Annotated in this window: 17 protein-coding genes; 3 read left to right on the forward strand and 14 right to left on the reverse strand. The window is 72.5% G+C overall.

Annotated elements, in window-relative coordinates:
- Positions 1–4: 4 nt before the first annotated feature.
- From ACGFNU_RS16340 to ACGFNU_RS16390, 11 genes are all read right to left on the reverse strand, one after another.
- A complete protein-coding gene (locus ACGFNU_RS16340; RefSeq protein ID WP_392594237.1) occupies positions 5–2089 on the reverse strand; it encodes a hypothetical protein in 2085 nt (694 codons plus the stop codon).
- Positions 2086–3297 (reverse strand): VWA domain-containing protein, encoded by a 1212-nt coding sequence (locus ACGFNU_RS16345; RefSeq protein WP_392594239.1) that lies wholly within the window; start codon positions 3295–3297, stop codon positions 2086–2088. Before ACGFNU_RS16345 ends, ACGFNU_RS16340 begins: the two co-directional genes overlap by 4 nt.
- A complete protein-coding gene (locus ACGFNU_RS16350) occupies positions 3294–5564 on the reverse strand; it encodes a DUF5682 family protein (RefSeq protein ID WP_392594241.1) in 2271 nt (756 codons plus the stop codon). The genes ACGFNU_RS16345 and ACGFNU_RS16350 overlap by 4 nt, the downstream gene beginning before the upstream one ends.
- Positions 5564–6658: an AAA family ATPase gene (locus ACGFNU_RS16355; RefSeq protein ID WP_392594243.1), complete on the reverse strand. Its 1095-nt coding sequence runs from the start codon at positions 6656–6658 to the stop codon at positions 5564–5566. Before ACGFNU_RS16355 ends, ACGFNU_RS16350 begins: the two co-directional genes overlap by 1 nt.
- On the reverse strand, positions 6655–10014 hold the full coding sequence (locus ACGFNU_RS16360) for a DUF4132 domain-containing protein (protein ID WP_392594245.1): 3360 nt from the start codon (positions 10012–10014) through the stop codon (positions 6655–6657). Before ACGFNU_RS16360 ends, ACGFNU_RS16355 begins: the two co-directional genes overlap by 4 nt.
- A gap of 92 nt (positions 10015–10106) precedes the next feature.
- Positions 10107–10880 carry an ABC transporter permease gene (locus ACGFNU_RS16365; RefSeq protein ID WP_392594247.1) on the reverse strand — a complete coding sequence of 258 codons (774 nt, stop codon included), beginning with the start codon at positions 10878–10880 and terminating at the stop codon, positions 10107–10109.
- Positions 10880–11914 (reverse strand): ATP-binding cassette domain-containing protein, encoded by a 1035-nt coding sequence (locus ACGFNU_RS16370; RefSeq protein WP_392594249.1) that lies wholly within the window; start codon positions 11912–11914, stop codon positions 10880–10882. The genes ACGFNU_RS16365 and ACGFNU_RS16370 overlap by 1 nt, the downstream gene beginning before the upstream one ends.
- Before the next feature lie 181 nt (positions 11915–12095).
- Complete coding sequence (locus ACGFNU_RS16375; RefSeq protein ID WP_392594251.1) at positions 12096–12779, reverse strand: helix-turn-helix transcriptional regulator; 684 nt, start codon at positions 12777–12779, stop codon at positions 12096–12098.
- Between the two features lie 127 nt (positions 12780–12906).
- Positions 12907–14304, reverse strand: a complete 1398-nt coding sequence (locus tag ACGFNU_RS16380) for an FAD-dependent oxidoreductase (protein WP_392594253.1) — start codon at positions 14302–14304, stop codon at positions 12907–12909.
- Positions 14294–15262 carry a pirin family protein gene (locus tag ACGFNU_RS16385; protein ID WP_392594255.1) on the reverse strand — a complete coding sequence of 323 codons (969 nt, stop codon included), beginning with the start codon at positions 15260–15262 and terminating at the stop codon, positions 14294–14296. Before ACGFNU_RS16385 ends, ACGFNU_RS16380 begins: the two co-directional genes overlap by 11 nt.
- 45 nt (positions 15263–15307) lie before the next feature.
- Entirely contained in the window at positions 15308–16507 is a 1200-nt protein-coding gene (locus ACGFNU_RS16390; protein WP_392594256.1) for an amidohydrolase family protein, read from the reverse strand.
- 157 nt (positions 16508–16664) lie between these two features.
- Here ACGFNU_RS16390 and ACGFNU_RS16395 point away from each other — a divergent pair, with 157 nt between their 5' ends.
- The gene (locus tag ACGFNU_RS16395; RefSeq protein ID WP_392594258.1) at positions 16665–18110 is read left to right on the forward strand and encodes a glutamine synthetase; all 1446 of its coding nucleotides are present in this window, start codon (positions 16665–16667) and stop codon (positions 18108–18110) included.
- Positions 18111–18117: 7 nt separating this feature from the next.
- On the opposite strand, the gene ACGFNU_RS16400 is transcribed toward ACGFNU_RS16395, so the two are convergent.
- Positions 18118–19659, reverse strand: a complete 1542-nt coding sequence (locus tag ACGFNU_RS16400) for an Nramp family divalent metal transporter (RefSeq protein WP_392594260.1) — start codon at positions 19657–19659, stop codon at positions 18118–18120.
- Positions 19660–19671: 12 nt separating this feature from the next.
- Complete coding sequence (locus ACGFNU_RS16405) at positions 19672–19857, reverse strand: hypothetical protein (protein ID WP_392594262.1); 186 nt, start codon at positions 19855–19857, stop codon at positions 19672–19674.
- A 112-nt stretch (positions 19858–19969) separates the two neighbouring features.
- On the opposite strand from ACGFNU_RS16405, the gene ACGFNU_RS16410 reads away from it, so the two are divergent.
- On the forward strand, positions 19970–20527 hold the full coding sequence (locus ACGFNU_RS16410) for a CGNR zinc finger domain-containing protein (RefSeq protein WP_392594264.1): 558 nt from the start codon (positions 19970–19972) through the stop codon (positions 20525–20527).
- Positions 20528–20658: 131 nt separating this feature from the next.
- On the opposite strand, the gene ACGFNU_RS16415 is transcribed toward ACGFNU_RS16410, so the two are convergent.
- Positions 20659–21765, reverse strand: coding sequence for a M14 family zinc carboxypeptidase (locus ACGFNU_RS16415; protein ID WP_392594266.1), 1107 nt, complete (start codon positions 21763–21765; stop codon positions 20659–20661).
- A 172-nt stretch (positions 21766–21937) separates the two neighbouring features.
- On the opposite strand from ACGFNU_RS16415, the gene ACGFNU_RS16420 reads away from it, so the two are divergent.
- Positions 21938–23251: an aromatic acid exporter family protein gene (locus ACGFNU_RS16420; protein ID WP_392594268.1), complete on the forward strand. Its 1314-nt coding sequence runs from the start codon at positions 21938–21940 to the stop codon at positions 23249–23251.
- Positions 23252–23282 lie beyond the last annotated feature (31 nt).

A 23282-nucleotide genomic window follows, 5' to 3' on the forward strand; every position in this document is an offset into this window, starting at 1 on the left:
GCGGTCAGCGGAGCTCGGCCGTGGTGAGAAGGCGGATCTGGGCGGCGGTCCAGGCCTCGATCATCCGCTCGGGATCGCCCGCGGCGAGGGCGCCGCTCAGGCCGGTCAGCGCGGCGGCGGCCGAGCGGAGCCCGCTCCGGCCGAGGTCGGCGGCGGCCCGGTCGAGGCGTGCGCGGGCGGCGGGCGTGCGGTGCCGGAGCCCGCGGTGGGCGGCGTCGGCGCAGGCGGCGAGCGCCGCGTCGATCACCTCGCTCAGCCGGTCCGCCGGCCCGGAACCGGAATGCGCGTCCAGATCGCCCTCGCCCTCGCCGGGCGCGAGGTCGGGAAGCGTGACGCCGTCGGCGGTCAGCACTGCGATCGGGTCGAGCACGAGGGTGCCGCGTGACCGGCGGAGCGTGCCGCTGAGGTAGCGGGGCCCACTGCCGAGCGCGGCGGCGAGGTGGTCCAGCGCGCCCGGGGCATAGGGGCTGAACGTGGCGGACACGGTGGCGGTCGTCCCGGCGGCGTCCGCGATGGTCGCGTCGAGACGCTGGTCGCCCGGGTGGTAGCCGAGGTCGCGGACCTCGGCTACTTCGACGACGCGGACGAGCTCGGCCGCGACGCGGGGACGGATGAGGCGGGGCGGAAGGAGGCCCAGCGTCTCGCCGGCCTGCTTCAGGTCCCGGATCAGGATCGAGCCGGGAAGGCTCTCCCAGGCGGCGCCGAGCGGGGTGATGGTGGTCTTGGCGACGCGACCGGCGCCGAGCCGGACGACACGTCCGGCGCTGCGGGACGCCGTCTCGGAGACGACGTTGCCGCCGGCGAACGCGCGGAGCGGCGCACCGGAGAGGCGGCGCCCGGCGAGCGTGTGCCCGGTCACGGCCTCGTTCCAGTGGCGCTTCAGCACCAGGACGATGCCCGAGTCGGCCTGGGCGAGAAAGACCTCGGCCGTGCGGCCGTCGTCGGTGCCGGTGATCCGGCAGCCGAGCGCCGTGAGCCGGACGCGGCGGAGCGGGGTGTCGGCCGCCTCGTTCGTGCCGAGAACCTGGGAGCGCGGGCTCGCGGCACCGGCCCGGCCCGCGCGATGCCGCGCGTAGAGCTCCGCGATCAGCTCGGCGAGGCGCTCGGCGCGGTAGTCCGCGCGGCGCTCGGCGTACGCGGTGAGCTGGGCCATCAGGTCGTCCACCGCCGCGGCGGGCCAGTGCAGCTTCTGGGCGGCGAGGTCCTGCCCGGCGCGCCGCAGGGCAGTGCCGAGCACGGGACTGCTGTGCATGGCGCCGTCGAGGAGAAGCTTCCCCGCCAGGTCGAGGGTCTCGGCGAGGTCGGCCTGATGACCGTCGGCCCGGCCGCCCACGTCCACCCGTACGTCGGTGCCGGTGAGGCCGCGCTCGTCCGCCGCGCGGAACGCCCAGACGGCGAGCACGATCATCTCACCGCGCCTCGCGGCGGCGGCGTCGGTGTGGGCGTAACCCAGCTCGTCCGGGACCAGGAACCGCACGACGCACGTCGGCAGCTCGGCCCGCGGCACCGGGTCGGCCGCGTCGGGCCGGTGGATCAGCGCGCTGTACCCCGCCCGGTGCGCGCGGCGGGCCGCGGTGAGCACCCGCGCCCCCAGTATCCGGGCGAGCGCCTCATCGTCGATCGCGCCCGGCGACCACCGCACGGCCTCGGCCTCGGCCCGGGACTCAGCGTGGGACCCGGGCTCGCTTTCGGGCTGGGGCTCAACGTGGGATCTGGGCTCAGCGTCGGAGCTGGGTTCAGCGTCCGTCCTGGGCTCGGCCCCGGCCCCGCCCTCCTGAGAGCTAGGCGCCGGAGAACCGGGTGCCGCCTTGGCGGCGTGGTCGCGTTGGTAGGCGAGGACGACGGCGATCTGGTGCCGGCAGGTGCCGGTGGCGGCGCAGGTGCAGGTGGCCGCTTCGAGCCCGGCGCCCGCCGGGAGGACGGTCTCGGTGCCGTCGGGCAGGAGGCCGCGCACGGTGCCGTCGGCGTCGACGGCCAGGTCCGGGCCGCCGCCCGCGTCCACCTCCTTTGTCGCGCGCTTGACCAGGCCCCGGTTGGCCAGCGCGGCCAGCGACTCGGGGGTGAGGGCCAGCAGGTCCGCGCGCGTCACCGGCCGATCCTCTCCGCGACGAACTCGGCCAGCTTGCCCGGCGTCATCGCGCCGACGTGGGCGCCGACGTCGGCCAGCCGCTGCGCCGTCCCGTGGTCGAACACGGGCTCGGCCTCCTCGTCGAGCGCCGCCAGCCCGAGCACCTGCGTGCCCTGCTGCATGAGCTCCCGCACGGACGCGACGAGGCGGCCCTCGTCGCCGCCCTCGAAGAAGTCGCTGATCACCACGAAGATCGTGCGGCGCGGGTTCTCGATGAGCGTGGCGCCGTAGCCGACCGCCCGCGCGATGTCGGTGCCGCCGCCCAACTGCACCTTCATCAGCAGCTCGACCGGGTCGGTGACGTCGGACGTCAGGTCGACCACGTCGGTGTCGAACGCGATGAGGTGGGTCTTGAGGCCGGGCAGGCTCCACAGGCAGGCGGCGGTCACGGCCGCGTGGATGACCGAGCCCACCATCGATCCGGACTGGTCGACGAGCAGGATGAGCTGCCATTTGTCCAGGTGGCGCCGCGTCCGCGAGGTGAAGCGCGGCTCCTCGATGTAGACGCGGCGTTCGTCCGGCCGGTAGTGGCCCAGGTTGGCGCGGATCGTGGTCCGGAAGTCGAAGTTGCGGGCCTGCTTGAACCGGCTGGGGCGGCGCGAGCGGGCACCGGAGAACGCCTGCCGGACCTCGGTGGCCAGCTTCACGGTCAGCTCGCGGACCACGGCCTCGACGAGGCGGCGGGCGAGGGCGAGCACGTCGGGGTTCATGAGGTGCTTGGTGCGCAGGACGGCGCGCAGCAGGGTCGGGTTGGGCTCGATGCGCGCCAGCACCGCCGGGTCGGTGACGACGTCGAGGATCTCGTAGCGTTCCACGGCGTCGCGTTCGAGCCGTTCGATGGTCTCCTTGGGGAACAGCCGGTGCACCTGGTCGAGCCAGTCGACGGTCGTGAGCACGGACGGGCCGGTGCCGCCCCGGCGACCGGAGGGGTTGCCGCCTTCGCCGTCTCCGCTCCCGCCGTCCGCGCTCCCTTCGCCGTCGCCCTCGCCTTCGCCGCGCACGCCGCCGCGCCGTACGCCACGCCTGGTCAGGTCCGGATCGGCGCGGCCGTAGAGCCAGTCGAGGGCGCCGCCCTGTTCGGCGGCCCGGCCCGTGAGCCCCCCGCAGTGACTTTCGGCGGGCGCGCCCAGAATGAGCCGCCAGCGTTCGAGCCCGGGATCGGTCGTCATGCGAGGCCCTCCGCGGCGAGCAGCCGGTCCACCTTGTCCTCCAGCGCCCTCGCCTCGGCGATCATGATCGGATCCGCCGGGGCGCGCAGCAACGTCCGGCCCGACGCCCGCACGCCGCGCCGTTCCAGCAGTCCCTTCGCGATGGCCTCGCGCTCCCGTGGCGGGAAGAACTCGAACGCCTGCCGGAGGGCGGGCAGAGCGATCAGGAAGCCGTCGTCGTCCAGTTCCACGACCAGCTCGTCCAGCACGGCCATCACGCCGGGAACGCTCAGCACCTCGTCACGCGCCAGCGCGAAGAGCCCGGCCAGCCAGTCGCCGAGCGTCGTCGGGCCCGCCGCGCCCCGGACGGCCCGGACCGCGCCGTCCGCTTCGCCGAGCGCCCAGCCGAGGCCGAACGCGGCGCCGCGCAGGTCGGGCGGCACGCCGGGGTCGGCGCTGACGCGGCGGGCGACGCCGAGCGCGGCCTGCCGGTCGAGGTCCAGGACGCCCGCGGCGTGGATGAGGGCGTCGCGGGTCGCGGCCAGGGCGGCGAGCCGGTCCAGGTCGGCCGGCGCGGGCCCGCCCCGGACGCCCTCCACCAGCCAGAGCACCCGCGTGACGCACCCCTCGATCACGGTCCCGAACAGCGGGCTGCGCGCGGTGCCGAGCAGCCGGTCGTGCCGCCACAGGCCGAGGACCGTGGCGAGCACCCGGCCGAGCGCCCCCACGTCGGACGCGCCCGCGACGCCCGCCGCGATGGCCTCGCCGATGGTGTCCGAGAGGCCCGTGGCGCCGCAGAGCGCGGCGTCGAAGAGCACGTCGCCGAGCCGCCCGACGTCGGTGCCCGCCGCGAGCGTGCGTTCTTCCAGGACGGCCGTCGCCGCGTCGGCCAGCGTCGCCCCGTACGCCCCCGCCTCGATCAGGGCGGAAAGCCGCGCGTCGTCATGCGAGAGCGTCCACCGCTCGGCCAAGACAGGATCCACGCCGGTCGACGGGCCCGCGGTCCGTTCGGCGCCGGGTATCCGCAGAACCCGCAGCCGGTGCAAGGCACGGCTGCGCGCCAGATCACGAGGTTCCGTCAGCTTCAGCGTAATGACGCCGTCCCGGTCAAGCGCCAGCCGTTCGAGCTCGGCGGTGACGTCGTGCACGAGCGGCGGCGCCGGGGTGTCGGGATGCAGGCGGCCGACCCGGCCGCCGCTCAGCGCGGCGACCATCTCGGCCACCACCGGATGGGCACGGCGCGACAGCGGCCCGCGCGACGTCCACGGCAGCGGCTCCTCAAGATCGTCGGAGACGAGCGCGGCGACCAGGCCGTCGAGCAGGTCGGTGCGCGCCGGCGAGCGGTGGCCGCGAAGCCTGGCCAGCCCCTCCGTAAGAGTTCGGGCGGCGATGAGATCGGCCGTCGAGACCGCCTGCCTGCGCTTGCGGAGCCGCGCCACGACGGCCTCGACGAGCCCCTGGGCGGCGTCTTCGGGGCCGCTCTCCCAGAGCCGCTGGTAGTACTCGGGCGAGGGCATCCCGGACTGGTAGCCGGTGAACGAGTCGAGCCGCCGGAACGAGTACGGCACGAGATAACTCCCGCCGGACGCCCCCTCCGGCGGCGAGGGCACCTCAGGCCACCCGTCCCCGTCACCCGGCTCGCGGACCAGGGCTTGAAGAGCAGGACGGTGAAAGCCTCCCGTCACCACCACAACGGCCCGCCCACCCGCCTTCGCAGCAGCGGCCCGAATCCAACGCGCCATATAAGCCTCACGCGCACCGTCGTCGTGCGCGCTGTCTTGCCTTGTGGCGACTTCGCCGCGGACTAGGTCGAAGTAGGCGGCTAGGCGTTCTTCGAGGTGGTCGTCGGGCTCTACCTCCACCATGTGGTCCCAGAGGGCGTCGGTGTTGTCGACCGCGAAGCGGCGGCAGAGCCGGTCCATGACCTCGGCGTAGCGCTGCTCGTCGTCGGCGTAGCGGTTGCGGCGGTCGGCGAAGGCCGGATGCCAGGCGGGCAGGTCGATGAAACGGACGTCGGCGCCCGCTGTCCGGCCTGTGGTCAGGGCGATCCACTCGGGTGAGTAGTCGCAGAACGGGGTCCATGAGAGGTGCGTCCGTTCGCCATCACGGTAGTGGCTGAAGATCGCCACCGGGAGGTCGTGGCCGAGTGCCAGTTCGTCCAGGCGCTCGCTGAAGTCGGCGGGGCCCTCGATCAGCACGTACGCCGGGCGCAGCCGCTCGATCGTCCGGCGGACGAGCCGCGCGCAGGCCGGGCTGTGGTGCCGTACGCCGACGAAGGTGACCGCCATCAGCCGGGAAGCAGGTGCCGGGCCTCGTGCAGGGCCTTCCACTTCGGGCCCTTGCGGCGCGGCGCCTGCTGCTCCAGGTAGCGCCGCAGCCGGGCGAGGTCCTCCGCGTTGTCCTTGGCGGCGGTGCCGGCGAGGCACTCGACGATGTCGGCGGGCGTGCCCTGCTCGCCGCGCAGGAACCAGCCCCGGACTCCGATGGCGTGCGCGACGGAGACGGCCTCCGCGGTGCTCATGACCGTGGAGAGCCGTTCCATCGACTCGCCGCGCTCGGTCAATCCCGACCGCAGCTCGCGGAACGTGGTGACCAGCACCTCCAGCACGTCGCGGCTCGGCGGCGCCGTCACGCCGGACCGTTCGAGCAACGCGGCCGCCTCCGCCTCGACCAGGGCGAGCTCGGTCGCGAAGTCGGCGATCGGGAAGACCGTCTCGAAGTTGAAGCGCCGCTTGAGCGCGGCGCTCATCTCGTTGACGCCGCGGTCGCGGGTGTTGGCGGTCGCGATGACGTTGAAGCCCTCGCGGGCGAAGACCATCGAGTCGGCGCCGGTCAGCTCCGGCACCGCCAGGACCCGCTCCGACAGCAGGGAGAGCAGGGAGTCCTGCACTTCGAGGGGGCAGCGCGTGATCTCCTCGAACCGCACGAGCTTGCCTTCGGCCATCCCGTTCAGCATCGGCGCGGGCACCAGCGACCGGGGCGACGGGCCCTCCGAGACCAGGAGGGCGTAGTTCCAGGAGTACTTGATCTGGTCCTCGGTGGTGGCCGCGCCGCCCTGGATCGTCAGCGTCGAGTCGCCGCTGACCGCCGCCGCGATCAGCTCGGAGAGCAGCGACTTGGCGGTGCCGGGCTCGCCGACGAGCATCAGGCCCCGGCTGGTCGCCAGCGTCACCAGCGCCCGGTCGATCAGCGACGGGTCCCCGACGAACTTGCGCCGGATGCCGCGCGTCTCGTCCCCGGCGATGAACCGCCGCGCCGCCTCCAGGCTCAGCGCCCAGCCGGGCGGACGCGGCGCGTCGTCGTCCGCGCGCAGCTTCGCCAGCTCGTCCGCGAACCGGACCTCGGCGGGCGGGCGCTGCAATCTCTCTTCGGTGTCGGTCATGTGTCTTCCGTGAGGGAGGTGAGGTCGGCGAGCACCTCGGAGGCGGTCACCGGGTCGAGCTCGCCGAACGTGTACGGGGTGCCCACGCGCGGGAGGTAGTCGTCGGGCCGGGCGCTGATCCAGACGTACTCCAGCTTCTGCTCGGGGAACTCGTCGAGCATGCCGATCGCGAAGCCGGGGTTCAGGTCGAGCACGACGTGCCGGCCGGCGGAGACCTGGCGGGAGATCCAGCGTTCGACGCCCGCGTCCAGCGGTTCGCCGCGCTCCCAGCCGCGCTTGACCAGCGCGAGGAGCTTGCCGAAGGGGACGGTGAGCCCCTCGAAGCGAGTCAGCCTCCCGTTCGCCTGCTCCTCGCTCGTCAGCGCGTGCACCGGCCGGCCGAGCTGGGGGAACGGCTGGAGGATCTCGTAGTCGGCGAACAGCTCCGACCAGGCGGCCACGTCCGCGCCGAGCTCCAGGGGGTGCGCGATGCCGACCTTCGCCGACGCGGGCAGCGTCAGGACGTCGTCCGCGACGTCGGCGAGGGTCCGGTCCTCGGCGAGCCGGAACGCGATGGTCGTGCCGCCGTCCTCGGACAGCCAGACCACGCGCCGGGCGATGTGCCAGAGGAGCGGATGGGCGGCGAACAGATCGTGGAACTCGGCGGCGGTCCAGCGGCGCCGGGTGACCATGGCCGATTCGAGCCGGCGGATCTGGTCGGCCGCGACGGCGCGGACGTCCTTCTTGAGCGTGGCGAACGCCTTGTACGCACCGGGCGCGAGCTCGGGATCGTCCTTGGCGCCCGGTTTGGGGAGCGCCTTGCGCGGCTTGCCGTCCTCGTCCGCGACGTACGGCTTGAGCTGCTCGTCGAACCCGACCGTGAAGCGGCGCGGCCCGTAGTCGAGGGTCATGGTGCCCTCCGGGTCCAGGCCGAAGTCGGGGACGAGGCGGTCGGCGAGCTGCTCGGGGCTCAGGCCCAGCCCGTCGGCGACCTCGTCGATCTTCTCCTGGGCCTTGGTCTTGAGGCCCTTGAACTTCACCTTCTGGGCGATGCCGTGCAGGTGCATGAGCGCGACGTCGGTGCCGATGGCGGCGAGGACGTCGAGGCCGGTGACGGCCTTCTTGTGGCCGCCCTCGCCGGGCCAGGCCTTGATCAGTGGCGTCAGGCGGCGGACGGTCTCGTCGTCTCCCAGCCAGCCGAGCTGCGACAACGCCCAGCCGTCCGCCGACGGGGCGCCGGACGCCTGCCACCGCTGGAAGACGCCCCAGGAGAACGCGGTGAGCGACTCGGGGGTGCAGACGTCCTTGACCGCCTCCACTCCCGCGTAGACCTCGTCGGTCTTCGACATCGCCAGCATCGTGATGAAATGCCGGGTCGCCTGCGGCGGCAGCGCACCGGCGCCGTTCGTCAGGCCGAGTTGCGGCAGCAGAGCCGGATCGGCCCAGCCACCGGCCGACGGGATCTTCGCCGGAAGGAATTCCAGCGGATCGGTGTCGAGCAGCGTCCCGATCGCCGTGGCGGCCTGCTCCCCGTACTCCCGGGCCGCCTGGACGACCTGCTCCTTGCCGGCCTTTCCGGCGATCATCACCAGCGCGCCCTCGGCCGCACGCCGTTCCTTGCCCGCCTTGCCCAGGGCCGCCGGAACGAGGAGCCGGGCAGCCGCGGCCCCGTGCCGCCCGAACCAGGCCGTCGCGATCGGCCGCGCCGACTTGCGCCGGGCCAGCCAGTCCGCCATCAGACGCGCCACGCGCACGTCGAGGAACGGAAGCAGCAACGCACCGTTGCCCGTCGGGTTGGCCTCGGCCGCCGCCAGGGCATGCGGGAACGCCGCCAACCCGAACCGGGCCGCCAGCGGCTTCACCCACTGGTCGGCGTACCACAGCTGCCTCGTCTGCCATCCGGCAAGGAGCGGGCCAACGAGCTCCTCGGGCCCGTGGACGAAGAAGTGGGGCTCCACCCACTTCTTCATGTTCCCGTCGATGAACGTCTGAACGTCGGCCTCCCATCCCGCGCTGCTGGGCAGCCCAGGACGTGGCACCGCGCTCAGGTCCCCCCACTTCCGCTCCTCGCCGTCCGCCCACGCCAGGACCGGCTCGGAAGGAGCGCTGAGCCCGGCCACGACGACGGGCTTCGCCGCTTTGACCTTCCGCGTCCACGGCGGCTCGACGAGCAGCGACGGCAGCGCCTCCACCGGCGCCTCCGGCATCCGTTCGGATTCCTTCATCAGCCGCTCGACGACGGCACGGGCGTCATCGGACAGGCCGGCGAGACTCAGCTCGGGATGGGCCAGCAGATGCCCCGTGAGCAGATCGCCGATCTCGCCCGCGGCCTTGGACGTGCCCGAGGCCTCCGGCGCCATGAGACGCAGCGCCCGTTCGGGGAAACGCTTCATCGCCTCCAGCAGGACGGGCTGGACGTACTTCTCCTCGACGCGCGTCACCAGCGCGGTGAACGCCTCGTCCGTGGGCAGGGCGCCGAGCACCTCGAGATGGACCTTGCGGTTGTCGGTCGAGCCCGAGCCCCTGTCCAGCACCTCGATGAGCAACGGAGTGAGCGCCCCGGGCCCGATGCCCTCGGCCAGCGACGCCAGGACCTCCAGAGAGCTGTCCGCGCCCCAGGTCAGCCGCGCCCACGACCCGAGCAGCGCGACCTCTTCCGGCCTGCCGAGAGCGCACCACACCATCCATCGAATCTTGCTCTCGTACCGGCCGGTCGGCGGCGCGGCGCAGACCTCGGCCACCCATTCCGCCTGCGCCGGCACCAGATACGAGACCAGGATCCGCTGCATCTCGGTGGCCCGGTGGTCGGCCAGCCGCCGCACCGCCTCGTCGTACTCGCCGTCCTCGGCGGCGGCGAGCAGCGCTCGCACTCTGCGCGCCGGAGCCTCGGCCCACCATTCCTCCAGAGCCTCGCCCGGCTGCCAGAGACGCACCTGCGGGTCGCGCACGGCACCGCCGCGATCCCAGCCGTTCCACACCGCGACGATCCTGGAGAGCTCCGCGAACGCGCACGCCGCGAACGCCACCCCGTGTTCCACGATCCAGGCGTCGACGTGCTGGGTGACCTCGTCCGGCCGCCGCTGCTTCCACGGCCGCGCGCGGAGGAGCGCCAGCACCGTGGCCGCACCGGCCGGGTCGGCATCTCCCGCCAGGTGCTCCCGCGCCTTCTGGACGAGCTCGGCCTCGCTGTCGGGATGCGAGAGCGCGCTCTCCAGATGCCCGTGCGCCTCCCGCACGGACTCCCGGACGATCTCGGGTGCCCGCCGGTCGACCTTGATCGCCGTCACCCCGGCGCCCCCGCGCCGCGGATGCAGTTTCTTCCGCCACGCGTCCGGGAGGACCAGCGCGTTCTCGTCGTGAAGCAGAGGATCATCCACGACGCCTCAACTTAGAGGAATCATCCGACAATCCGCCCACAGACGGGCATCATTCGTCGTGTGTCACCGGCGAATGATGCCCGTCACTCAGGTCAGACGCTCTTCTGGTACGAGCGGAACGTGACGACCGAGACGGCCACGCAGAACACCGCCAGCGCCACAAGGCTCCCGAGGCGGACGGCCACCTCGCCCCAGTCGGGGTCGGTGCTGAGGGCCGCACGGCCGGCGCGGACCGCCCAGTCGAGCGGGTTCCAGGCGGCGACGTGCCGGAGCCAGCCGGGCATGAGCCGGGCCGGCATGAACGCCGACGACAGGAACGTCAGCGGCAGCATGAAGACGATGTAGATCCCGATGATGGCCTCGCGCTGCCGCAGCACCATGCCCGCCGCGTTCGACAGCGAGCCGAACACGACGCCGATCACGACCGCCGCCGCCACCACGGTGGCGCAGCCCGCCAGGCCGCCCGGCAGGTCGGCGCCCGCCAGCCGGCCGAGGAGCAGGATGATGATCGACTGGAGCGCGGTGGTGACGGCCTGCTCGACCACGTTCGCGTTCATGAGGGCGACGCGGCTCGCCGGGGAGACCAGGAAACGGTTGAGCGTGCCCCGGTCGATCTCCTCCAGCGTGCCCATGCCCGCGAACATGTTGGCGTTCATCGCGTTCATGACGACGACGCCGGGGATCAGGTAGTCCAGGTAGGAGCCGCCGCCGAAGCCCGGGATCTCCACGACCCGCTTGAACAGCTCTCCGAACAGGAACAGCCAGATCGCCGGCTGGAAGATGTTGCCGACGATGAAGAACGGCTGCCGGGCGACGGCGTGCAGCCTGCGCCCGCTCAGGTACCAGGTGTGCGTAAGCGCGGTCATCAGTGGTTCGCCCCCTCGGCGACGAGCTCTTCGGCCCCGCTGTATCGCCGGCCGGTGAGGCGGAGGTAGACGTCGTCGAGCGACGGGCGGGCGACGGTCACCGACGCCGCGGGCGCGCCGGAGGTCTGGAGCGCCGCCAGGATGCCGGGGACGGCCGAGGCGCCGTCGTCGCTCCGGGCGCTGACGGCGTCCCCGGCGACCAGGACGTCTCTCAGGCCGGGCAGATCCTCCAGGGTGGAACGGGCGACCGCCGGGTCGGTCTCCGACGCCAGCTCCAGGTGGACGACGTCGCCGCGCAACGCGCCCTTGAGCTCGTCCGGCGATCCCTCGGCGACGACGCGGCCGTGGTCGACGATGGCGATGCGGCCCGCGAGCCGGTCGGCCTCCTCCAGGTAGTGGGTGGTCAGGAGGACGGTCACGCCGTCCTCGGCGGCGAGACGGGCGATCTCCTCCCACATCGCGGCGCGCGACTCGGGATCGAGTCCGGTCGTCGGCTCGTCGAGGAAGAGCACCTCGGGCCGGTGTACCAGGCCGAGCGCCACGTCCAGGCGGCGCTGCATGCCGCCGGAGTACGTCTTGACCAGCCGCCCGGCCACGTCGGTGAGGCCGAAGCGGGCCAGCAGCTCGTTCGCGCGGGCGGGCGCGTCCGCGCCGAGCCCGTAGAGGCGGCCCTGGAGGATGAGGTTCTCGCCGCCGGTGGCGCCGGGGTCGGCCCCGGAACGCTGCGCGACGACGCCGATCGTGCGCCGGACCCGGTCGGGGTGGCGGAGCACGTCGACGCCGTCGACGGTGGCGGTGCCCTCGTCGGGACGGGCGAGCGTCGTGAGGATCTTGATGGTGGTGGACTTGCCGGCGCCGTTCGGGCCGAGGAGCCCGAAGACGGCGCCGCGCGGGACGGTGATGTCGAGGCCGTCGAGGGCCCGGACGCCGTCCTTCTGGCCGCGTACGGCGTAGGTCTTGACGAGGCCCCGGGCCTCGATGGCCGCCGAGGTCGGCGGTGCGGATGGCAGTGAAGATGGCTGTGAAGATGGCATGGTGATGCCCTTCCTCCGTTCGATGGGTGTCGTGCGGACCGATCGACGGAGGTCGCCCCAGGTAGGCTGGGGACGTCGCACCTCGGTCTTCGGCCCGATGGTGTCGCGACCCCGGCGCGGTGCTCGGATCTTTGGTCGGAGAAGGGCGCCGTGCCGGGGATTTCCGGTCTGTGTCCTCGCGTTAGGCGGAGTCCTCGCTTTCCTCGTGGACCAGGGCCTGGTCGGCCTTGAACCAGTCGGTCTCCCGCATCTCGGCGGGGAGCTCGCTGGTCTCGTGCCAGGTGCGCCAGTCGGCGAGCCCCTCGAACGAGCCGTCGGCCAGTTCGGCGACCATGGAGCGCACCCAGTCGGTCTCGGCCTGCTTGAGCGCCAGGGCGTACTCGGCCTCCAGCAGGAAGAGCCGCGGCATGCCCTGCCCGTCCATCAGGTCGGCCAGCACGGCGCGGGTGGCCGTCATCTCCTTGTCCAGAACGCGCAGCCGTTCGGTGAGCAGGTCCGCGACCTCGTCCGGGGGCAGCACGATCATCAGGGAGAGCGCCGCCTCGAACAGCGGGTACTCCTTGGCGGGCGTGCGGATCAGCTCCCGCAGGCGGTCGCCCATCTCGGCCCGCCCGTCCTCGGTGATGCGGTAGACGGTGCGCTCGGGGCGCCGGCCGGCCCGCGCCGTTCCCTCGGCCTCGACGAGCCCGCGGTCGGCCAGGTTCTGGACGACGGTGTAGAGCGACCCGTAGCGGATCTTGATGCTCTGGTCCTTGCCGCGGTGCTTGAGCCGCTGGGCGATCTCGTACGGATGCATCGGCCGCTCGATCAGCGTGGACAGCACGGCCAGCGCCAGCGGGCTCGTGCTCGTTCGTCGTCCCGGCATCGGTTCATCCATCCGCACTCGTATATTCGTTAACGAATATACGACGGGACAGCGAGACCCGGCAAGCCCCTCCGAGCTTCCCGTCAGCGGTCTCCGGGATTCCTGTCAGCGACCTCCAGGGGTCCTGTCAGCGGTTCCCTTCGACCTTGTCCGCCGCCTTGCGGGCGGCGATCAGCACCGGATCCCAGACCGGCGAGAACGGCGGCGCGTACCCGAGGTCGAGTCCGGTCATCTCCTCGACCGTCATCCGGTTCCAGAGCGCGATGGCCAGCCCGTCGATGCGCTTGGCGGCGTTCTCCTCGCCCACGATCTGGGCGCCGAGCAGGCGGCCGGACCGTTTCTCGACGATGAGCTTGGTCTTCATCGGCGTGGTGCCCGGGTAGTAGCCGGCGCGGGTCGTCGACTCCACCACGACGCTCACCGACTCGAACCCGGCCGCGGCGGCCTCGGCCTCGTTCAGCCCCGTCCGGGCGACCTCGACGTGGCAGATCTTCGACACGGCCGTGCCGACGACGCCGGGGAACGTGGCGTAGCCGCCGCCGATGTTGAGCCCGGCGACCCGGCCCTGCTTGTTGGCGTGCGTGCCGAGCGCGATCGCCACCGGCTCGCCCGACACGAGGTGCCGGGTCTCCACGCAGTCTCCGGCGGCCCACACCCCTTCGGTGCGGGTCCGCATCCGGCGGTCGGTGACGATCCCGCCCGTCGGGCCGACCGCGATCCCGGCGGCCTCGGCCAGCTCGCCGGCCGGCCGCACGCCCATGCCGAGGACCACCAGGTCGGCGTCGAGGGTGCGCTCGGGCGTGACGACCGCCCGGACGCGGTCGCCGGACGTCTCGAACGCCTCGACGTTCTCCCCCAGGTAGAGGCTGACGCCGACCCCGCGGAGGGCGTCCGCGACCAGCTCCCCCATGTCGGGGTCGAGGGTCCGCATCGGCTGCGACGCGCCGTCCACCAGGCTCACCTTGAGCCCCGCCTGCACGAGGGCCTCGGCCATCTCCAGCCCGATGTATCCGCCGCCCACCACCACCGCGTGCCGTGGCTCGCCATCGTCGAGGGCACGGCGGATGGCGATGCCGTCGTCCAGCACCTGGACGCCGTACACGCCCTCGGCGTCCGCTCCGGGCAGCCGGGGCCGTCGCGGGACCGCTCCGGTGGCGATCATCAGCTGGTCGAAGCCCTCCCAGCCTTCGGTGCCCCCGTCGAGGTCGCGGACGCGCACGGCCCGCCGGTCGAGGTCGATCTCGACGGCCTCGTGCCCGGTGCGGACGTCGATGTCCTGCTTCGACCGGAACTCGGCGGGCGTGCGGACGATCAGGTCGTCCACCGCGTCGACGTGGCCGCCGATGAAGTACGGGATGCCGCACGCGGAGTAGGAGGTGTGACGGCCGCGTTCGAAGACCGTGATCTCCAGCTCGTCCGGGCCGCGGCCGCGCCGGGCGGCGGAGGCCGCGCTCATCCCCGCCGCGTCGCCCCCGATGACGACCAGCCGTTCGCGCCCGCGCGGCGCCCCGCGCTCAGCGGACACGGCCGCGGGCCTTGAGCCGGGTGGCCGGGAGGGCGGGCGCGGGCAGCCGGTCGCCGGCGTAGCCGTGCACCTCGCCGAAGCGCCGGGCGGCGTCCGTCCAGTCCGCGCGCGCCGCACCGATCTCCTCGCCGGTGCGGGCGACGAAGTTCCACCACATGACGATCTCCTCCTCGAACGGCTCCCCGCCGAGGAGCAGCATGTGGCTCGCCGACGCCGCGTTCACCCGGAGCTCCGACCGGCCGCAGCCGAGGTAGAGCAGCGAGCCGGGCGCCAGGTCGACGCCGTCGACGTTCGCCGTGCCCAGGGTCGTGAGGACCGCGTACTCGAAGTCGGGCTCCAGCGGCAGCCGTGCGTCGCCGCCCGCCGCCAGCGTGAGGTCGACGCCGACGAGCGGCGAGAAGGTCGTCCCAGCCGATCTGGCCCCCGCCATCTCGCCCATGAAGACGGTGGCGCGCAGGCCGCCGTCCTCAAGCACGGGCAGGTCCGCGTGGAACTCCCAGTTCGGCTTGGTCTCCCGGGCGCCGTCCGGGAGCGCGACCCAGAGTTGCGCGCCGTGCAGGGTCGCCGAATGCGCCGCCGGGGACTCCTCGGAGTGCGCGATGCCGTGGCCCGCGGTCATCACGCCGAGCGTGCCGGGCCGCAGCGTCTGGAGGCTGCCGAGACTGTCGCGGTGCAGCACCTCGCCGTCCAGCAGCCAGCTCACCGTCTGGAGCCCGATGTGCGGATGCGGCGGTATCCGCATGCCCGGCTGATCGACGATGTCGTCGGGGCCGTAGTGATCGACGAAGCACCAGGCGCCGACCATCCGGCGTCCCAGAGTGGGCAGCAGCCTGCGGACCTCACTGCTCTCGCCGAGCTGGACGGAGCGGCCCTGCAGCAGCTCGCGCACCGGCTCGGCCGTCACGTCCGCACGGCCGCCGCATTCGGTCAGCGGTGGCCGGACGTCGAGATTGCTCATGCGACCGTCTCCATAATTGAATCGTCAACTATCTTGCTCCGCATCCTACGCACCGGCGGGGCCGGCAGGCATCGCGACAGGCACGGCGGGCAGGCGGTAGGCACGGACGGCGTTGCCGGACGCCATCAGCTCACCCACCCGTATCGCATCCTCCTCCGTCCACGCGCCGTCCCCGACACCGGAGCCCAGGAACGCGGCGAGCCCGCGCCGGAACAGCAGCGCGCCCAGGTGGTACAGCTCGGCCAGGCCGAACGCGTCGGACGAGTAGAGAACCTTGCCGAACGGCGCCAGCTCCAGGAGTTCGGCGATCAGCGCGGGCGCCCGGTGGCCGAGATTGTGGGTGGCGAGCCCCACGTCCACGAACACGTTCGGGAAGACCTGCGCGAGGTATCCCGCGTTCCGATGGAACGGGTAGTTGTGCAGCAGCATTACCGGCACGCCGGTCGGCGCCACCGCCTGAAGAAGGCTCGTGAGCAGCAGCGGATCGCCGCGCCGGAGGTCGGCGTCGGCGTCCCCGTATCCGACGTGGAACTGCACCGGAAGGCCCGCGTCGACCGAGCACCACACCAGGAAACGATGCAGGACCTCATCCGACACGCGCGGCGGTGCACTGCGGCCCGCCTGCTGGTTTGACGGAGCGCGTTCGGCCTCGCGCAGGAGCCGCCCCGCCGCCGAGGCGACCTCGGCCTCCGTCGGCCGCTCTCCCACCAGCTCCAGGCCCGCCCGGTAGGCCGCGATGGATTTGCAGCCGACGACGTCCTCCGACCGTGCCTTCGCGGTCAGCCGCGACCGGACCTCCGCCGCGAAGCCCGTCGCGCTGGCGCCGTCCGCGACCGCGCCCTCGGCGAGCCGTTCCAGCCGGACGATCTCGTACGCGCGGGCACCGGCCAGCTTGCCCAGCTCCGGGGGGTCCAGGAGGGCCTGCGGCGTGAAGCCGGTATCGACGCAGAGGGCGTCGAGCGCCGCCGCGGCGAGGAAGCGCCGGTTGACCTCGTCCGCGCCCAGCTCGGTGCGGCGGGCCAGGTAGTCGCCGGGTGAGGCGTGCGCGGGAAGCCCAAGGACGGGGGCGCACCAGCGGCGCACGGCGAAGCCGACCTGCGTGTCCCACAGGCTCCCGCCCAGGTCGCAGCCCGCCTCGTCCGACTCCGTCAGCAGCGCCTCGAACTCCTCGGGCCCGAGGTCGCGGTCGAGCACTCCGTGGCAGTGGTGATCGACCAGCCGCAGTGCCTCCAGCCGCTCCAACATCACCCCTCCAGCCGTTACGGCATCGCGTCTCCGCCTCCGTGAAACGGGGCGGCCGTCTCCGTACGATTCCCGTACCGGCGGATTCCAACGCCACACCTTTCAAGCCACACGTTTCAAAGCCACACGTTTCAAAGCCACACCGCAGCGGGGAGCGCACATGGAGACGAGCCCGGACGTACGGCCTGTCCTGGACGCGGACGAGCGCGCCAGGCGAGGTGCGCGGGCCGCGGAGCTGGCGGCGGACCTGGAGCGCGCCGACGTCGTCGCGGTGGCGCTGACCTGGGTCGACGTCAGCGGCATCACCCGTACCAAGACGGTGCCGGTGGCGCGGCTGGAGCACGCCGCCTCGTGGGGCGTCGGCATGTCGCCGGTGTTCGACGTCTTCCTGCTGGACGACTCGATCGTCTCGGGCCGGTACGTGGGCGGGCCCACGGGCGATCTGCGCCTCCATCCCGATCTCGGTCGCCTCGTCCCGCTGGCCGCGCTGCCGGGCTGGGCGTGGGCCCCCGCCGACCGGTTCACCCAGGAGGGCGCCGAGCATCCCGTGGACGCGCGCTCGGTGCTGCGCCGCGAGGTCGCCCGGCTGGCCGATCAGGGGTACTCGATCCGCACCGCGTTCGAGATCGAGTGGGCGGTGTCGGACGGCGACGACGGCGGGAGCGACCCGGACCAGCGGGAGGACTTCACCCCGGCGTGCAACGGGCCCGCGTACGGGATGACGCGCATCTCCGAGCTGTCGGGCTACCTGCGTGACCTGCTCAAGGCGCTCGCCGCGACCGGCGTCCGCGTCGAGCAGCTCCATCCGGAGTACGCCCAGGGGCAGCTGGAGATCTCGGTCGCGGCGGAGGACCCGGTCGGCGCGGCCGACACCGCCGTGCTGGTGCGGGAGACGATCCGCGCGGTGTCGTTCGAGCACGGCCTGGCCGCCTCCTTCTCGCCCAAGGTGCTCGCCGGGTCGGTCGGCAACGGCGGCCACGTCCATCTGAGCCTGTGGCGGGACGACCCGGCGGAGGGGCCGGTCAACACCATGTCGGGCGGCGACGGCTGGCACGGCATGAGCGCGGCGGGCGAGGCGTTCACCGAGGGCGTCCTCAGCCGCCTGCCCGCGCTGCTCGCCGTGGGCGCCCCGTCCGTCGCGAGCTACCTGCGGCTCGTCCCGTCCCACTGGGCCGGGGCCTTCGCCTGCTGGGGCCTGGAGAACCGGGAGGCGGCGTTGCGTTTCGTCACCGGCGCCTTGGGCGAACGCGCGTACGCGGCCAACCTGGAGGTCAAGTGCTTCGACGCGTCCGCCAACCCGTACCTCGCCCTCGCCGGGCTGCTCGCAGCCGGCCGCGCGGGCGTCACCGGCAAGGCTGAACTGCGCGCGCCGACCGAACTGGACCCTGCCACGCTGAACCCCCGGGACCGCGCCAACGAATGCGTCAGCGACCTGCCCTCCTCGCTGGCCGAGTCGGTCGCGGCCTTCGAGGCCGACGAGGTGCTCCAGGCGGCCTTCGGCGAGGCCCTCAGCGACACGATCGCCACCGTGCGGCGCGGCGAGATCGCCCTGTTCGAGAACGCGTCGCCGGAGGAGATCGCCGCGACCACCCGCTGGCGCCACTGACGTCTTCTCAGAAGGTGATCAGCGGGTCCCCCACGAAGTCGGCGACGAAGTTCACGAAGAAGAACCCGAAGAAGAGGAAGTTGAGCACCAGGACCACGTGGTGCCACAACCTCGGCCGTGCCACGCGCGGCAGCTTGGTGTTGAGGTAGATGAGCATGAACGGGTAGATCAGGGCGCCCAGGTTGACCATGTTCGCCGACCACTGCACCAGGCTCACCGGCAGCGCGAAATGCAGGATGATCGAGATGATCACCAGCAGGAGCAGCATGAACGGGTAGTAGAAGCGGCGCGGGTCGCCCTCCAGGAGCGTCCGCAGCCGCGGGCTGGTGGCGTGGGCGGCGTCGGTCGTCACCCGGACCATCGCCTCGAAGATGCCGAGCTGGGTGGAGAAGAGGATCAGCACGCCCAGCAGCAGCGCGCTGTAGAAGAGCCACCGGCCGTACTCGTCGTCGAGGGCGGCGGCCACGAAGGTCGGCACGTTCGCCGCCGTCGGCTTGGACCCGGACAGCTCGACCGCGCGCGCCATCAGGATCGTGGGCAGCAGCATGCCGAGCATCGCGCCGACGAAGAAGATGCCCCACATGTCCGTGCGCAGCAGCCGGTACCAGCGCTTCCACAGCGCCGCGTTCCTCTCGTCGTCGGGGAACGTCACGCCCGTGTCCAGGAGCTTGACGCGCTCGCCGCGGAGCCCGGAGATGAACCCGGTGCGGTGCCCCATCCCGTAGCCCTTGTCGCGGTAGTGCCCCATCACGTACCAGTTGAGCCCGGACGCGAGCGCGGTGAACCCGGCCAGGCCGCCGATCTCGGTCGCCGTGATGCCGTCGGGCGGCGCCGCCGGGGTGAGAAAGCCCTTGACGCCCTCCCACCAGCCACTGAACGGGACGATGAACAGGTCGATGAGCAGCAGGCCGATGAGGATCACGCCGACCATCAGCCAGTTGGCGAGCTCCAGCGCGCGGGAGATCCGGCGGGCCGCGGCGGTGATCAGGAAGACGAGCACCAGCAGCGCGATCGCCCAGAGCCGCGGCTCCTCGGCCCCCTTGGCGGGGACCTCGCCGTGGAAGAGCGCGTACATCCCCTGCCCCGCGGAGGCGGCCCAGCCACCGGCGATGAACGCGAAGATGACGACGAAGACCGAGAGCGGCACCCACAGGAACCAGCCGGGCGGGACACGTCCCCAGCCGACGACGGGCGCCTCACCGGTCGCGACGACGTAGCGCGAGCACTCGATGTTGTAGAGCGTCTGGAGCACGGCCGAGACGACGATGACCCAGCCGACGCCCTCGAAGCCGTACTTGCCGACCGCCTGCGGGCCCAGCAGCCACTCGCCGCTGCCGATCGAGATCCCGAGCGCGATCAGGCTCGGGCCGAGCGCGTACCGGAACAGCTCCTTCGGGCCGATCCGGTGGACGCCGAACACCTCCTCCGGGGTGGGGAGGTCGGCGACGGCCAGATCGGGCCGGCTGACGCCGAGGGGATGGGCCGTGTCGGGGGCGTGGTCGGCCATGGTCGCCTCCTGGGCGTACCTGCCCCCGAATCGTTCGGTCACCCGGATGATGCGTCAGGGCGAGGGCCGCGACAACCCCCCGGCGGTGACGACCTGGCCGAGGTCGTAGGGCTGGAAGCGCATCTGCACCTCACCGCAGGCACAGCGCGTGTAGCTGACGACGCCGTCGGAGGTGAGGTGCCTCGACAGCACTTCGTAGGTCTCGTCCTCGGGCCAGCCGCACCGCGGGCAGTCGTCCACCGTGATCCCGTCGCTTCTCCCGGGTGTCGCACCGGGCTGTAAGGGTTAAACTTCAGTAAGAGACGTACACACATTAACACTTACGGCACCACGTGTGCGATAGTCGGGGCAAATGGCAACGCAGATCACCGGATACAAGAGCAAGGCCGTCGCCGCGGCGGTCGCTTTGGTGAACGCGGTCACGACGGCCGAGGGCGACGACGGCGAGGACGCCCTGCGCGAGATCCTGCGCGACAACGAGTTCTTCTGGCAGCAGCTCGAGCCCGGGGACGTCGAGTCGTTCCGCGAGTGGGGCCGCACGCTGCGCCCGTTCTTCGAGGCCGGGGAGCTCATGGAGGCCGCGGAGCTGCTCAACGACCTGATGTTGCGGATCCCGATGCATCCGCACATCTCCAACCACGAGCCGCACGGCGTGCACATGCACTACGCGCCGCCGTCGTCGCGGCTGCCGGACCGCTTCCGGGCGGCCACCCTCATGAAGCTCTCGGAGCTGATCTGCCAGTACGGGCTAGGCCGCACGGGCGTGTGCGCGGCGGACGGATGCGAGAACGTCTACGCCGACACGTCGAAGGCGGGGCGGCGGCGCTTCTGCTCGGAGGCGTGCGCCAACCGCACCAACGTCGCCGCCTTCCGCGCCCGCAAGCGCACCGTCCCCGACACGACCGGCTAAAAGCCGAACACGGGGCACGGCGCCACTCACGGACGCGGTGCTGCCCACAAGACCGTCCGCTCACAGGTCGGCTCTGCTCGCGGTGCTTGCGGACGCGGTGGTGGGACTGGCGAGGTGGGGGTGGTGGGGCCTCAGCTTCCGTCGGCGTGCTCGGAGTGGGCGCTGTTCGTGCCGGGCAGTTCCGGCCCGCGCAGCGGGATCTTGTCGGCGGCGGCCGGGTCGATGCCGTCCAGCCGCCGGTAGGCGGCGGCCTGGGCGAGATCGACCATGGACACGTACGCGGTCTGGACCTGGAAACGCTGCCGCTCGGGCGGCAGGTCGCTCAGCTCGATGAGCAGCGAGGCCCCGCCGAGGATGCCGTAGGCGTTGCGGGCGATGCCCTCGTAGTCGCCGCCCGGGTACTGCGAGACGACGGCGCCGGCGCGGGTGAACGCGTTGTACACGCGGACGCCGACCTGCTTGGAACGCTTGAGCGCGTCCGCCGGGACGGTGGTGTTGGTCGGCCACAGGATGGACGTGGTGATCTCCCGGCCGTCCGGCGGCGGGAAGGCGTACCGGCCCTGCATGTGGTAGTCGACCATGATCGACGGACGGAACCGGTCGAACGTGCGGCGGATGGCGGCGGCCTCCGGCACCGGGTTGTCGGCGGGCTTCATCGACGGGTTGTGGTAGCGGTTGATGTCGTAGCCCTTGCCGGGCTCGCCGTACTCCGGCTTGGCGTCCGGGTCGTAGTTGTAGCGCCACTGCCGCTGGTGCCCGTCGGGGTTGGCGCGGACAAGGATGCCGAGGGTGATCTTCGACCGCAGCCGGCGGGCGTCCCGATCGTCGCGGACGCCGAGGGTGTCGAGGGCCTTGAGGGCGGACTCGGTGCCGAGGGGCTCGTCGCCGTGCTGCTGCGTCACGTACATCAGCCGCTTGGGCCCGTCGCCCAGGGTGGCGAACCACAGCGGACGGCCCTCGTTGCTCTTGCCGACGCTGCGGACGCGGACACGGCCGTGGCTCGCGCGCTCGATCCGCTTCAGGGCCTTGGCGAGCTCGGCGTTGGTGTGGAGCCGTACGCCGCCCTTCTGCCCCGTCGCACTCTGCGGCGCGGCAGGCGCGGCAGGCGCGGCGGGTGTGGCGGGGGCCGCGGGCGTGGCGGGGGCGGCGTGGGCCGGGGCGGCGAAGACTCCGGCGGTGAGCGCGAAAGCGGCAAGACCGGCGAGGGGACGGGCCGTACGGCCCGGGAGCGAGGTCACGAGCTGCCTCCATTGGCATCGGTGACGGCCGGGCCTCCCCCGCGCGGCCCGTTGATCATCTCGATCGGACGCTATCCGATAGAGATGCCGTTTGCGAAGCCGTTCATCCCTTTAGTCATCTTTTGTGCTGGTCAGGCCCTCCGTACAGGCCGGCTGCGGTTGAGTGGCAGAGATGACCACCGTTCACCTCCGCCCACCCCATGTCCATGCCGTCCGATCGCCGCTGCGGGTGACGACCGAGATCCAGTCGAGAGCGTTCTTCATCGCCCGCCTGACGGTCACGGCCGTGGCCGCCTACGTGCTGGCGCTGGCCGTGTTGCCCGATTCCGGCGTCCCGCCGCTGCTGGCACCGCTCACCGCGCTCCTGGTCGTCCAGTACTCGGTGTACGAGACGATCAAGTCGAGCGTGTCCCGGGTCGGCGCGGTCGCCTCCGGCGTGCTGGTGGCGGTGTTCTTCGCGGGCGCGATCGGATTCAGCTGGTGGAGCCTCGGCCTCAGCATCCTCGCCGCGCTCGTCCTCGGTCATCTGCTCCGCCTGGGCGACCAGGTCCTGGAGGTGCCGATCAGCGCGATGCTGATCTTCGCGCTCGGCGCGGGCAGCGGGATCGCCGCGTTCGACCGGGTGCTGGAGACGCTCGTCGGCGCGGCGGCCGGGCTGGTCGCCATGCTGGTGGTGCCCACGGTGCGGGTGCGGCCCGCCGAGCAGGCGGTCGAGGATCTCGGCACCCGGCTGTCGGAACTCGTCGCCCGGATGGCCGGCGACGTGCGCCGCGAGCCGGGCGCGCGGGCCGCCGAGCACTGGCAGCAGGCGGCGCAGCGCCTCTGCCGCGACATCGCCCGCACCGACCGGCAACTGGGCGCCGCCGAGGACAGCATCCGGCTCAACCCCCGCGCCCGCGGGCTCATCGACGCGGGAGTGGCGCTGCGCAACGGCCTGGAGACGATGGAGCACGTCACGCTGACCCTGCGCATGCTCACCCGGGCGCTCGCCGACATCTCCCGGCTCGGCGAGGAGGACCGCCTGCTGACCTTGGAGCCTCTCCGCGGCGAACTGGCCGCCACGCTCGACGACATCGCCGCCAGCATGGCCGCGTACGGCTGCCTGGCCCGCTCCGACCTGCGCAGGAACGCCCTGCCCGTCGACGCCGAACGCGAGCTCGCCAAGCACGTCCGCGCCGCCGAAGGACACCGCGACCGGCTGTACGAGCTGCTCGGCGAGCCGACCGCCGGGGACGACCAATGGCCCCTCTACGGCGAGATCCTCATGCAGCTCGACCGCCTGATCGACCAGTTGCGCGTCGAGCACCGCACCCGGGCGCGCGAACGCTGGCGCCGCCGCCGTGGCGCGGCCCTGTACCTCCCCGAGCCTCAGGCCCGGATGGTGCACCGGGCGGGCCACGGCCTGCGCCGCGCCGCCACCGCCGCGCAGATCGCCGCCGAACGCCACGCCCGCGCCATCGACAACGGCTCCCTGCGCCTCCGGTGACGCACGTCCCGCCGTTCAGCCTGGAGTCAGC

The sequence above is a fragment of the Spirillospora sp. NPDC048911 genome (assembly GCF_043198015.1).
GTDB lineage: Bacteria > Actinomycetota > Actinomycetes > Streptosporangiales > Streptosporangiaceae > Spirillospora.